A 12,261-nucleotide genomic window follows, 5' to 3' on the forward strand; every position below is an offset into this window, starting at 1 on the left:
CCTGGCTGGCCGTATCAAATACGCCGGCGACATTCATAAGCTCGGTTGTATCAATATCGAAGCCTGCCATCACTGCACCCGATTCTGTGTAAGCACATCACGACACAAAAGGTCACGCTGCCACGTCTCGTTACCGTAAAGCACCTGAACAACGTTGAGGCGACGCCCGACAATGAACGGGTCATTACCAGAGAGCACATGAATAACATGCCCTGTGGTGCCGGTGATGAAATCGATACCGCACTCAACGGGGAGAGCCACCAGGTATTCGCGCTGTTGCACTTCCTGACCGGCGGCTATAGAGTCAGCGCCCTGCCCATTATGCTGTTGCACACGGCACGGGAACTCGCCCCAGAACATTTCCCCAGCAGACTCATCCAGGGTTTCGCGTGGACCAGGCAAAAGGATTTCACAAGTACCAGTCATAGCGCTTTCCGCCGTGGGTCGATGGTGGTCAGACCAGGCGGCGGGGATAACCCGGCTACCAGCAAGAGGCATTGTATTCCTCCCCCTCGCACCTGCCCGAGCCTGTGAACGGCACATAATCGGCGTACGTGCCTAGCTCAATATCGATTTTCTCCTCTGCAGCGGCTTCATCTTCAAGTGCCTGTGCCTGCGCTCGAAGCTCAGCGGCAACCGCTGGCCCATCCGTGGAGAGATCCTGTGAAGAAATCTTCTTGGAGAGCATGACCTCTGATGCGGCCATGGTGCGCAGTGCGCGTGCTGCACCGCGTTTGAGTGAGCCCCCAGATAGTCGGATGAAGCTCATAAGCTGGTCATCGGTGAAGAGCTGGTTAGCTTTGTCGAGGTCTGCAATCAGTAGGCGGAAGTCGTCTACTTGGTCGTAGTGCTCGTACTCAGTCATGCTCTTGCCCTTTCATGCGGGGAGTAGCACAGGCAGAGAAAACTAGTTCTCTGCCTGTGTTTCCCTGCGGTTCTACTTACCAGCTGATGCGTAAGCCGCGTGATTGAACAGGGTGGTGCCACCGACGATATGACGCACTCGGAAATCGATAGTGTCATCAATGTAGGAGCCTTCCTCGGGGGCGATGTTGCCGCCACCTACACGGAAGCCCTGGTCATTCTTTACGCGAATGTCAGGGGTTTCTTCACCCTGCATGAAAGCGATACCAAGAGCAGGGTTCTGAGACGCGCTACCAGGTAGCAAGAACCAGGCATTAACGTCCATGCCGAGGTTAGCGAGGGTCTGAGGCGCAATGACCTTGACCAGACCACGGAAAGGGTTAGCCTCGGTGGTCTTAACGGTGCCGTTGGTTACCTCGATGGTTTCAGCGTTCACGATGCGGTTAGCTGCGAAAAGCTGTGCGGGGTGTACGACGAGGTATAGGTCGCTTACGTCGGCGGTCTTCACGCCGTCGATACCCTTACGCAGCGCGAGGGAGCGGTAAGCGTCCTCAAGGTTCTCCGCGTTCAGTGGCAGATTGGTGGGCTTAGCTGCACCAGTGAAGAACGAGGTGTTCAGCGCGCCCTTTGCGTCCACCAGGGACTTGAAAGCAGCAGTGTTTTCAGCCTTGACGGCGGCATCTGCGAAATCGCGGGGAATGTTCGCCAGAACCGAGAAAGCGCGTGCCTTCTCCAGCTCATAAGTCCACTGGCGACGGCGACCCATCTTCTCAGCCTTGATCTCGACGTTGGACTCAGTCAGTCCCTGCGCCTTGTACTCTTCACCCTCGTTGACGGGGAGAAGGTCAGTGCCGTTCAGGAAGGTGCCGAGCTTGATGGGGCGGAAGTCAGGGACGACAACGCGCTTAGCGATGCCCTGCCATTCCTTTTCGGTTTCCTTCCAGATATCGAGCATCTGAATTTCGAAGCCAGCACCAAGACGCGGCGCGAAATCGGAGGTGGACATAGCTTCAAGCAGCTGCGCCTGAGCCATAGGGGTGCCGTGCAGTCCTGCCTTAAAGGTCTGGACGGCTTCAAGAATTTTCTGATTAGCCATTTAGCTGTATTCCTTTTCGGGTTTAGAGGTTGCCCTTGAGAAGTACTTCGACTTCTCCAGCACCAGAGGTTGCGTTCAATGCGTAACCGAATACGTCGGTGCCTGCCGCCTTGATAGCGCCAGATACGAGGTAGACTGGAGCGCCAACGGTGACTGCTGCATCGATGGGGAAAACGAAGGAACCATCACGCCAGATGGTGACCTTTTCGCCCGCCTTAGCGTCAATGAGTGCAACGCCGGTGATTGAGCCGATCTTTACGGGCTGACCGGACTTGTAGTCTTTGTCAGCGGGTAGGGCAATGTGCTTGCCTTCGGGGTAGCGCTGGTTAAGTGCCATGGTTTAGAGTCCCTTCAATTCGTTTAGAATCTGTGAGTCGTAATCAGCGTCGTTGGCTGATTCGGTGAGGGTGGAGTCGGTTGCGTTCGCGCCGAGACCTGAGACGGTGCCGCCAGCGGGCTTGTACTCAGAGGCTTCTTCAAGAACGGCGGTCTTGAACTTCTCGGCGTCGAACTCTTCAGCGTTCACAGCTGATTCGAGCAAGCGCTTCTTACCGCGAGGGGCTTCAATGCCGGTGAATGCTTCTTCAATGATTTGCTGGGCCTGAATGCGCACGGCTGATTCTTGTGCGGCTTTGCCCTTAGCTTTTTCCTTTTCGAGTTCTTCCTGTAGGGCTGCAATCTTCTCTTCGAGGCTTGCAATCTTTGCAGGGTTAGCGGCTTCGGTGAGTCGCTTGTACTCTGATTCGGTGATTTCCATGAGGGAATCCTTACTTTCGGTTACATGTTTCTTTGGCTCTGCTTCAGTCTCGGAAGACTGAGAATTCTTTTCGGGGCGTGCTGACTCAAGGATGGAGAGGACGCGCCCATCACGTCCTGGTTTGGTCACGAAGTCCACTGAGTTGATGGCGGTTAGTGATTCGATGATTCGCTCGCCATTGGCTGATTCGGTGATAGATCCGTCGCCGTTGATGGACACGCCAATGTAAGGCGCTGCTTCCTTGATGAATTCTCGCCAGGTCGGCATGATTTTTACATCAGCTTCGATAGACCCATCAGGCATAACCTGACCATCAGATTCGAGTACGCCAACAAGGTTTCGTAGTGAGCCTTCTGGCCGTTCGAACCGCTCAGTCTGCGAGGGATGGTCAAGGTTCATGTGAGTGCCTGCTTTGAACAGGTCAACCGATTCTGCGATGACTTCAGGCGAGTAGTAGCCTGATGAGCCTTTGCCGGGGCTAATCATGCGCACGCGCATACGGGAGCCGGTGTTCTCTTTGATGGAGCCTGATTCACTAACGTGCATTGGCTATCCTTTCTAGGTCTGTGATGGTGCGCATGTGGTGGGATGGTCGCCAGCCTGGTGTTTCGCGTAGCTCTGTGAGGTCTGCGAATTGGATGCGCCCGGTGCGTACAAGGTTCGCCCTGGTTGCGCCGATGAGCTGGTTCTGTTCGGTTTCACTCATGTTGTTGAAGAGGTCTTCACCTGTGGGAATAACTGGGCGGGTATCTTTACCTGCCTTGTATCCGAGTTCTTGCCATGTTTTGGTTTTGGGGACTCGTGCGCACCGCCCGTTTTGGTGGTCGTTCGGTCCCTGCTCGTCTACGGGGTGGACACTGCCGTGCATTGCTACACAGGATGGGCAGGAGCGTTTATCCAGGGCGCATACCCACACCCAGCCGTCTATGATTTGGGAGTTGTTTTTCTCCCATTGGGCGGCTGCGGTACGTTGAGCGTCGAGCATTTCTGTTCTGGCTATCATGGTCGCTCTTGCCATGCCTCCGGTAAATCGTCCTTTAGCTTGGTTGACGATACGGCGGGCTGTCTCTACCGGGTTCTCACCTACGGCGATACCGCGTGTGAGGGACGCTTTAAGAGCTTCATCAACCATTGCCGGCAGAGCCATGTGCGTTGCCGTGATCTGCTCAGTAGAGCGCGCAACTATCTGGTTGAGCGCGCCCTCGTTGAGCTGGTCGAAGCTGTAACCTACCCCGCCGGGAGGTAGTTGCATGGCGGTGATTTGCTCGTGCACTTCGAGCATGGCTTTTATCTGCGCCGGTAGCTCTGGGATAACAACGGCACTGTATTCCTCAACTATGCCCGCTACCTCGGAGTGTGCGTGCTTTAGTGCTTGCGCTACCCTTTTAGCTTTAATGAGCCGTGAGGGACGCACCCGACCAGTCTTAGACGTTGCCAGCACTTCAGCGACGGCGTCTACGAGTTCAGGCTCAAGACGCGCCCACAGTTCCAGCCAGCGGCGCAATAGTTCTGCGTCGTGCCCTCCTAGGGTGCGCTGATTAGCCGCCCTGACCTCTAAGGCTAGGGCGGCGGCATCAGTAGGTACAGGCATTACTAGATCTCCCCAGCGTTGTACTTCTGCAGCATTGCCTCTGTCTGCGAATCGTCCACGGTCAGGAAGTTGCCTTCGTCGTCTTTCATGGATTCCACAACTTCGTCAACGTCGCGTACGCGTAGCCCGCGCAGTACCAGGCGCGCCCCGGTCTCGGGTGGGATGATTCCAGCGTCAAGACCTTTCACGACGGCGTCCACAGTCTCAGTGAGCGTGGTATCTTCAATTTCGGGCCATTCGATAATGAGTGTGCGTTCCATACCGTCGGGCAGTTCGTACCGCATCGTGTGACCGTCCCGTACTCGTTTACCAGTGAGGGCTCCGAGTGGGGCGTTGATGGATGAATCAATGACGTGGTTTAGGATTGCCCGAATGCACTCTGTCCATAGTTCGCGTCGGTTCTTGAAGTTCAGCACCATGGGCTGAGTGAGGGTTTCAGCGACGGCTCGTGCGCCGGTTACGCCTGGGTCGCCAATCAGTAGTGTGATGGGTAGACCTAGACCTGCGGCGACCATGCGAGCCAGGGGTAATCCACCGTCGGCTTCGATGTTCGCGCCGGTCTTTGGCATTGCTTCCACTTCTGCGTTGGTGGTTGCGATGGCTCCGCCTGGTTGCCCATTGGCGTAGGCGGATTGGATGGCGGCGCGTGCTGCCATGGTGTCGTTGCGGGTTTTGCCGCTAATCTTGTACGCAATAGTTGATAGGGCGCGACTCAACTTAGCCCAGTCGTTCAGCATGCCAGTGTAACCACGAAGCCACGACACGACCGGGAAAAGGTCAGGCACACCGAACAACCAGCCGGGGTTACCGTTGTCTTTCACATGGTAGACGGGCGCATCCCAACGTACTTCCACATTGTTCAGGCGGCGAGGCTTCATAGCTGGCTGGTACTGCAGCGCAGGGTAATACTGCTTCAACCGAACTGTTGCCGTCTCACCGGTAACCACGCGCCGTTCTGTCCACTCACGCAGATAAAACCACGGCTCCGTAGAGTCTTCAGGGTTAGTGATGATGTCAGTAACCTGAGTGAAAGGGAGGGTACGCACCTGCACCCGCCCAGTGCGTGGATCCGTGAAGCACGCGAGGAAAACGTTTCCATCCGTGCCTAGCCCCTGTTCGAGGTCTAGGTGTGCTTGGTGCCCGGCAAAAGTTGAGCGGTTACCGGTATCGTCCAAGAATTCCTGGATTACTTCGTTCACGGTTTCGTCTGCCGCTGAGATTCCTACGCCGGTGCCCCAGACAAATGCCTGGCGTACTGAGAGACCGTTCTTAGCGAGTGGGTTAGCTACAGCGTATTCGCGGGCGAGAGTGGCGTTATCTGTGCGCTGCTGGGCGGTGAATTCGGCGGCTACGCTGTCGTCTCCGATTTTCGCCCATCCGTTGTTTTCACGGCGTAGAGCTGCTTGCGCTAGGTTCTCTCGTACTAGCCCTAGTGAGTCCATGAGCTGTGTGCGTTCTGAGCGCGGGTAGATGCCGAGGCGTTCACGTGCTGACTCAGCTAGGTTGGCAAGGTAGCCCACGGCGACCCCTCTCGTTTTAGTATGCGGATATTTCGAAATCTTCGTAGAGTTCCACGGTCTCGCCTACGCCGGTGTCGATGCGGTACAGCAGTAGTTGGCTGATTGCTTGGGTGAGGGCGTCCACGCTGTCGTCGTGGGATGATGCGGGGAAAAGTTTTAGTTCTTCCAGCATCTCCCCCACGTTGGGGAGTAGCGCGGGGGTAGGCAGAATGATGTTGCCGCTGAACGCGAAAGGTGAGACAGCGTTAGCGCGCGCTACCTTTGACTCAGTTGGGTTCACAGGGATAAAAGCGTTCGGCATTTCTAGCCGTAGCGAGTCAATGATCTGTGAACCGGATGCCTTAGCCTCCACAAAAGTTGTTTGGGCTTGCGGCCATTTGGCGGTTAGCTTCCTGACTGCGTCCTGCATTTGCGGGAAATTCATGCGGTCACGCACCATATCCAGTAGGTACGCCTGTGAGCCGACTCTGAGCCAGACCTGACCAACGACGAAGTCAGAGCCTTTGGTGTCGCCAAAGGTGAAGTCCCAGGACTGCACTAGTTCGTGGTCGGGGCGTTCGATACCGGGCACGAGGCGCGCACCGTTCGGTTGCTCTGTCCACATGGGCTGTTCATAGGTTGCCCATTCACCGGGGAATATGCCGCCCTCATCGGGTGAGGGTACGCCCTGGTAGAGTGCCGCCCACGTTTTGGGGCCTGACTGGTATTTGCGTTCGTCCCACTGCTCTGTGGTGAATCCCTGCACTGACTGCATGTATTCGCCAGGTTCACGTCCGAGCGGGTCTGTTTCGCCTAGCTCGGGGCGGTGGTCTGCTTGGGCGGGTATGCGTAGGAACTCCCAGACGCCGGGGTTGGCTCGCATGAGTTGACCGGCGAGGTCGTCATCATGCCAGCGGGTCAGGATAACAATTACGCTACCGCCGCCCTGCACACGGGTTAGCGCAGTACCTGTCCACCAGTCCCAGGTTTTCGCCTGGTAGGTAGGTGATGATGCTTCAGCGAAACCTTTAACGGGGTCGTCAATGATGAGTAGATCTGCTGAGCGTGAGGTGAGTGCGCCGCCGACTGATGCGGCGTAGACGCCGCCACGGTGCCCGCGTATCTGCCAGTTCCGTTCGGTGTCTTTGCCACCGATTTCTAGCCCGGCTGATGCGCCACGGTCTTTGATTTGACGGCGTAACGCGTCCGAGAAGCGGATAGCGATTTGTGACTCATAGGAGGCTATGACAATGCGTGTGTCTGGGTCTTGCTGGAGTACCCATGCGGGGAAAGCGATTGACGCCCGCATGCTCTTACCGTTCTGTGGTGGCATGCTGATGATGCCACGAAAGTTCGGGGTCTCGTACGCTCGGACAAGGAAATCGTCAATGGTTTCAAGTGCCGGGGTGTTGACCGTCTTAGGGTCGAAGTGGCGTGCGGCGTCGAATGGTTTGTCCCATAGTTTTTCGCGGGGTTTGAAGTACCCGGCTAGGGTGTCGAGGAAAGCGTCCAATGTGTCATGCCCTCCCCTATCCTTGGTTTCATTCGGTGGCTAGTTTGGTGAGCTCGTCGTGCATGAGTAGTTTCGCGGCGTCCATCTGTGCGGGTGTTATGCCGATGGCGGCGAGGACTCGGAAGAGCGCGGCGGCTACCATCTCAGCTTTAGCTTGCTCGATGGCGAGTTTCTTGCCCTCAATGTCGTGCTTCAAAGCTATGTCGAGTGTCTTCGTGAGTTTGTCTAAGACTTTGAGGTATATCTCCACCTCGGCTTTGACGGTTTCGGAGTCTTTCTCGTCGTAGCTTGCGAGCTCATCCCCTAGCTGGTTGACGCGCTGGGTGAGCTGGTCTTTGAAGTGGATTAGCTCAGTGGTGAGTTTCTGCAGCTCGTCTAGCGGGTTTGTGGTGCCTACTAGGGCTTTGCCGGTGAGGGCTGACCGTTCTAGTTCGGTCATGATTTTTTGTTCTGCCTGGATGCGGCGGCTTTTGGCTTTCGCGGCTTTGGTGCCTGCGCCGTGGTACCGGCATTTTTTGAGTCCGGGGACGGCTTTTTGTGCGCATCGTTTGCCGGTTGATTTGGCTTTAGCGTCGCATTGCATGCTGCCCCCTCTCTTGTTTTGTTTGTGTGACCGCCTGTGAACGATCATGCCTTGATACTGTGTACCCTTTGCAGGCGGTCAATGTGCCACTGGCAGGGTTCGAACCTGCGACCTTCTGATTATGATTCAGGTGCTCTGCCTATTGAGCTACGGTGGCGGGCGCGCATCTTCCTTGACCCCCATCAAGGTTGGTGCGCTAGGGTCTCATAGTCCCCAATGTCTTTTGTTATCTATGAGACCTTGTGCGCGTGCCAGGTCACGAACCTGGTGGTTTCTTCTTCCACGCGCTACGCCCAGTAACTGATTGACAAAAGATTCTCGGACGAATCAGCCCTTACTCCCGTTCGGGAACTCAGTTTCAGTACCGGCGCTATTTAGTTATGTGGTTTTCCTTGTCGCTCAAAACCTAAGCGCGAGTGGGTGATTAACCTCGGCACCACCATTGAGGAACCTTTAGTCGCAGTCCGTGAGGTCTGGCTCTACAAAATCATCCGAAGTAAGTACCGGCGTGTGCCTGTCCTGTTGCCAGTCCAACAGTTCGCGTTCTTCATCAGTCATTTGATTCTCCCGATGGCTTTCCGTGCTGTTGGGTCAGCCTTTGTGTGCTTGATGGGTCTCTCGTGGTCGAGGTTGAACTGTTTTAGCCCGATGGCTTTAGTTCGTGCTTCCTCATGCCTTAGTGCCCATTTGAGCCGGTTGGCGGCAACGTTACGCGCTAGTCCAGCATCCATCTGTGCCACCTTTCTGGTTTTGGTATGAGTAAAGCCCCTCACCTGGTCGTTGTGAGGGGCTTTGCTCTGGCGTTCGTAAACACACACACCTTCGTCTAAGAGAAGAAACATCGTGGTGAATAGGAGGAAGCTTATTCACCCAGTCGTATCGACTCTACATAAAACATACCGCACAACAACCCACAGAGCAAGGCTTATCGTGTACTTTTTGTTGGCGTGTCTCGCCTTTTTTGGGTAGGGGTTTCCATGAGTTCCCAGACGTCGTCAAACAGGTACCTTTTTTGGGCGTCCCTGCTGAGCCAGCCTTTCTTGTGCCACCCTCTGATGGTCTGTTCTTTGAGGGTTTCCCCGAGCTGTGCGGCGGCTACTACCATTTCGGTGGCGGTGAGCATTGAGCCGTTGAGCCGGTCGAGGGTTTCTTCTCGGAGGCGGTCTTTGATTGACTGGGTTTGGTCGCTGTGTCCGCATCCTGGGCATCGTACTATCTCTGTGCCTTGTGCTGCTCTGATGAGGTGCCCGCATTGTGTGCAGTGCCCGGCGGTGGTTTTTTCTTGCCGCTGGTCCACGATGCGCCAACAATCCCGCACGCGGTCGGTGAGTTCGTCTAGGAGGTGCCCGAGTGGGTCTTTCTCCCAGGTGAGCGAGGTGCGCCGCTGGAGCCGCCACAAGTTAGCCTGTAACGTCATTGGCTCACCGTTCGCCCCCATCCCTGCCCGGCTCTGCAGCGCCTTGATAGTTGCTTTGAGGTCGTCGCGGGCTTCGAGCGCGTGGAAGCTGATAACGTCCGGTGCTCCGTCCCCTCCCCCGCCGCCTAGCCTAGCTTTCGCGGTTTCTTTAGCTATCTCATCACCCATCAGAGGCATGACGTCGTGAGCGCTGGTGCAGAGATCCTTCACCTTCAGCAGACACTTACCGCAGAGTGGTGTGGTCTGCTTGTCGGCTCCACATGCGCGGCAATTCATTTGCCACCTCGTTTCAGTCGTAGTTGAACGTAGCTCAGTACGGCGGCTGTAAATAGAACCCTGTACCACCAGAGAGCGTCAAACGGTGTCAACCTGACCGCAAAGATGATGGCTACCTGCACTGAATAAATGATTAATATGCTGATTCCAACGGCGGCGAAATAGTCCCTCATTCGCCCTCCTTTTGCTTTTCCTGGCAGCCGTCGCAGTCGCAAGACTCATAGGAACGAACCCACCCGTGCCCAGAGTGAAAAACTTTCCCACCTAACCTAATTGCCATGTTCCATTACCTCATGCTCTGCCACGTGCTCACGCGCCCCAGCCGCTTGCGTATAGTACGGGGTCACATAACCACATACCCGGCAACGAGCCTTATAACCGTGAGTATCAACAAGAATCTGCATTATTTAGCCTCTCTAATAGTTATGTGCGCCCCCAGCGCAAGAATTGTCTCATTCGGATAAAGTTTCTGCGCAACAAGCTTCACCATGCGCGCATCATCACCCCACACGCCCGCTTTGCTGATTGAGTCGCAGATAGAGCGCATGAGCTTATCCAAGTCAGGTTTGACGGACATGCGTGGGCGTTTCTTCACAGCCACGCTCTTAGGACGGTCAAAAACGAATATCGCGTGAACCTCAACGGGGGTGTCTTTACCGAATACCCCAAGGTGTTTGGTTGCTTCGGCTGTCACTTTGTCACGCCAAGGCTTGTGCTTTTTGTTCGCTTCCCACATGTAGGCGCGCCCGCCCCTTACCCCGGCGTTTTTTGAGCCTTGCGGGACTGGCACACCAGGGACGAAAAAACTAACCTCCTGCATAAAACAACACCGTCCCAATAGCACCAAGTAGCCAAGCCACAGCGATAACAAAAACTAATAGGCATGAAAGACCGTAGCCGGTGAGGCAGATAGCGGAAAGAAACCATGATCTGGTATCTAAACTTTTATCCACAAACAACACAGCGATTTTGCATACACAGACGATAATGAATACGGCGAAAGCAGTACCCGCGATAAACCCGAATATCATGCTTTCACCCCGAAACTTGCGCCGGGATTGAACACCGGCTTTTTAGCCCGGCGGCGCTCCTGCCGGTTCGGTTCCCGTGTGGGACGAAGCAGACCGCCCTTGATAGCTTTCTCTTTCAGCTCATGCGGGCGCATCCCCGTAGAGTCCACGGCATACCGGAACATAGCCATAATCTGCGCCGGAACAACATCAGCGCCCATGTTTACAGATACGGTTTCTCCGGCGTGCTCAATCTCGAAAAGAATGCCACCAGATCCATCCGGTACAACATTCAAGGTGTCACCGAACTTATCCGTGAAACTGTAAATGTTCTCTTCATCAGCTTGCGGGATAGCGTACTTATTCATGCCACGAGCTCCTGCATCTTTTCCAACGCGCCTGGCTTCAGGTACCCCTCGAAGGTCACGATCTCAGCAACCGGGGCAGGTGTCTCTTCGATACGTTCCTGTAGGTCAGCGATAAGCCTGTCACGCTCACCTATCTTTTGCTCGGCTTCTGCCAGCGAAGATTCAGACTTCTTAGTGATCTGCTTACTCTCAGCCATGAGCTTCTTATTTACTTCTTTGAGACCGGTGTTTTCTTCAACCTTTTTCTGCAGGGCTGCGCTGATGCGTTTGTTGGCTTCTGCCGCTTCTCGTAGTTTTTCGCCTAGTGCGTCGTAAGCAGTTTGGGCTTTGCTGAGTTCTAGGCGTAGGCGTGCTACATCGCTAGGTGTGGAGCCTGCTGCGCCGTATGAGTAGCCTGGCATTAGTCTTTCCTTTCGAGGAGGTCTAGGGGTGTGCATGTGATTGGTTCTTCTCTTATGGCGAGTAAGTAGCCGATACCGATAAGGCAGGCGATTACACCAATGATGAGTAAGAACAGGATGATATGGAGGGCTAGTTGCATGGTTCTTTCATGTGCTCGTTGATGAGCTGTTCGGCTGTTTGTGGTGTGCCTTTGGCTATGCGCCAGCATCGTGGGCACTGGTAGACGGCGACGTCGTAGCGTTTATAAGCGAGGATAGGTTTCAATGGTGTGTCCTTTTGATGGGCTTGCTACGCCTTTTTGTGGTGCGTAGCAAGCCGGGTTTTTGGTGTTGGTTTAGAAGGGTGGTTCTTCGTCTTCTGGTGCTCCCCAGTTGTAGTTCCCACCGGATTGAGCACCCCAAGGGTCTGCCGCGGGAGGTTGTGCCGGGGGCTGTTGCCCGTTGTAGTTCCCGTTCTGCTGGTTGCTCTGTTGGAAACCGCCCTGTTGCTGATTGCCTTGTCCGTCCCGGTTCGGTTTCGGGATGATACCCACTAGCGGGTCGCGCATGCCAAGGCTGGTGCGCTTCTCCCCGGTCTTGGTCTCCCACTCGCGTGATTCCTCTTTACCCGAGACAGCCACCCAATCATTCTTACGGAAAGCACCGTCCAGTTCTTCAGCTTTTTTTCCCCAGAAAGTGAGGTCGCGCCAGGTTGTCCCGGTCTGCTTCCATTCCTGCCGGTCCTTGTCGTAGAAGGAATGATTCTCAGCCACACGCAGCTTCAGCGAGGGTGTCCCCTGTGGCGTGAAAGCTAGGGCAGGATCGTTAGTAATAGTCCCCCTGAAATGAACCTCAGCCATTAGTTTTCTTCTTCTTTCTTATTGATTTCGTCCAGCAGGTTGATTGG

The 12,261-nt window shown here is 55.2% G+C and carries 16 protein-coding genes and 1 tRNA gene; all 17 read right to left on the reverse strand.

The features are described 5' to 3' along the window. Nucleotides 1-69 precede the first annotated feature (69 nt). Nucleotides 70-498 (reverse strand): DUF6093 family protein, encoded by a 429-nt coding sequence (locus ACFR81_RS06070; protein ID WP_343874183.1) that lies wholly within the window; start codon nt 496-498, stop codon nt 70-72. Beyond that, nucleotides 482-865, reverse strand: a complete 384-nt coding sequence (locus ACFR81_RS06075) for a hypothetical protein (RefSeq protein WP_145176910.1) — start codon at nt 863-865, stop codon at nt 482-484. Before ACFR81_RS06075 ends, ACFR81_RS06070 begins: the two co-directional genes overlap by 17 nt. A gap of 72 nt (nt 866-937) precedes the next feature. Beyond that, nucleotides 938-1,960: a phage major capsid protein gene (locus tag ACFR81_RS06080; RefSeq protein WP_343874186.1), complete on the reverse strand. Its 1,023-nt coding sequence runs from the start codon at nt 1,958-1,960 to the stop codon at nt 938-940. A gap of 22 nt (nt 1,961-1,982) precedes the next feature. Beyond that, nucleotides 1,983-2,297, reverse strand: coding sequence for a capsid cement protein (locus tag ACFR81_RS06085; protein ID WP_145176904.1), 315 nt, complete (start codon nt 2,295-2,297; stop codon nt 1,983-1,985). 3 nt (nt 2,298-2,300) lie between these two features. Beyond that, nucleotides 2,301-3,263 (reverse strand): hypothetical protein, encoded by a 963-nt coding sequence (locus ACFR81_RS06090; RefSeq protein ID WP_343874190.1) that lies wholly within the window; start codon nt 3,261-3,263, stop codon nt 2,301-2,303. Continuing rightward, complete coding sequence (locus ACFR81_RS06095; protein ID WP_343874192.1) at nt 3,253-4,308, reverse strand: phage minor head protein; 1,056 nt, start codon at nt 4,306-4,308, stop codon at nt 3,253-3,255. Before ACFR81_RS06095 ends, ACFR81_RS06090 begins: the two co-directional genes overlap by 11 nt. Before the next feature lie 2 nt (nt 4,309-4,310). After that, on the reverse strand, nt 4,311-5,828 hold the full coding sequence (locus ACFR81_RS06100) for a hypothetical protein (RefSeq protein WP_343874194.1): 1,518 nt from the start codon (nt 5,826-5,828) through the stop codon (nt 4,311-4,313). Between the two features lie 16 nt (nt 5,829-5,844). After that, on the reverse strand, nt 5,845-7,320 hold the full coding sequence (gene terL, locus ACFR81_RS06105; protein ID WP_343874196.1) for a phage terminase large subunit: 1,476 nt from the start codon (nt 7,318-7,320) through the stop codon (nt 5,845-5,847). Nucleotides 7,321-7,348: 28 nt separating this feature from the next. Then, nucleotides 7,349-7,903, reverse strand: a complete 555-nt coding sequence (locus ACFR81_RS06110; protein WP_343874198.1) for a hypothetical protein — start codon at nt 7,901-7,903, stop codon at nt 7,349-7,351. Between the two features lie 84 nt (nt 7,904-7,987). After that, nucleotides 7,988-8,060 (reverse strand) — tRNA-Met (locus tag ACFR81_RS06115). 768 nt (nt 8,061-8,828) lie between these two features. After that, the gene (locus ACFR81_RS06120; RefSeq protein WP_343874204.1) at nt 8,829-9,596 is read right to left on the reverse strand and encodes a zinc ribbon-containing protein; all 768 of its coding nucleotides are present in this window, start codon (nt 9,594-9,596) and stop codon (nt 8,829-8,831) included. 269 nt (nt 9,597-9,865) lie between these two features. Further along, nucleotides 9,866-10,000, reverse strand: a complete 135-nt coding sequence (locus ACFR81_RS06125; protein ID WP_343874206.1) for a hypothetical protein — start codon at nt 9,998-10,000, stop codon at nt 9,866-9,868. Then, a complete protein-coding gene (locus tag ACFR81_RS06130) occupies nt 10,000-10,416 on the reverse strand; it encodes a RusA family crossover junction endodeoxyribonuclease (protein WP_343874208.1) in 417 nt (138 codons plus the stop codon). The genes ACFR81_RS06125 and ACFR81_RS06130 overlap by 1 nt, the downstream gene beginning before the upstream one ends. A 207-nt stretch (nt 10,417-10,623) precedes the next feature. Next, nucleotides 10,624-10,974 carry a hypothetical protein gene (locus tag ACFR81_RS06135; protein ID WP_343874211.1) on the reverse strand — a complete coding sequence of 117 codons (351 nt, stop codon included), beginning with the start codon at nt 10,972-10,974 and terminating at the stop codon, nt 10,624-10,626. After that, nucleotides 10,971-11,375, reverse strand: a complete 405-nt coding sequence (locus tag ACFR81_RS06140; RefSeq protein WP_145176307.1) for a hypothetical protein — start codon at nt 11,373-11,375, stop codon at nt 10,971-10,973. Before ACFR81_RS06140 ends, ACFR81_RS06135 begins: the two co-directional genes overlap by 4 nt. A gap of 130 nt (nt 11,376-11,505) precedes the next feature. Beyond that, nucleotides 11,506-11,640 carry a hypothetical protein gene (locus tag ACFR81_RS06145; protein ID WP_343874215.1) on the reverse strand — a complete coding sequence of 45 codons (135 nt, stop codon included), beginning with the start codon at nt 11,638-11,640 and terminating at the stop codon, nt 11,506-11,508. Nucleotides 11,641-11,710: 70 nt separating this feature from the next. Continuing rightward, nucleotides 11,711-12,214: a single-stranded DNA-binding protein gene (locus ACFR81_RS06150; protein ID WP_343874217.1), complete on the reverse strand. Its 504-nt coding sequence runs from the start codon at nt 12,212-12,214 to the stop codon at nt 11,711-11,713. Between the last annotated feature and the right edge of the window lie 47 nt (nt 12,215-12,261).

It is taken from the genome of Rothia amarae (genome assembly GCF_042677725.1).
GTDB lineage: Bacteria > Actinomycetota > Actinomycetes > Actinomycetales > Micrococcaceae > Rothia > Rothia amarae.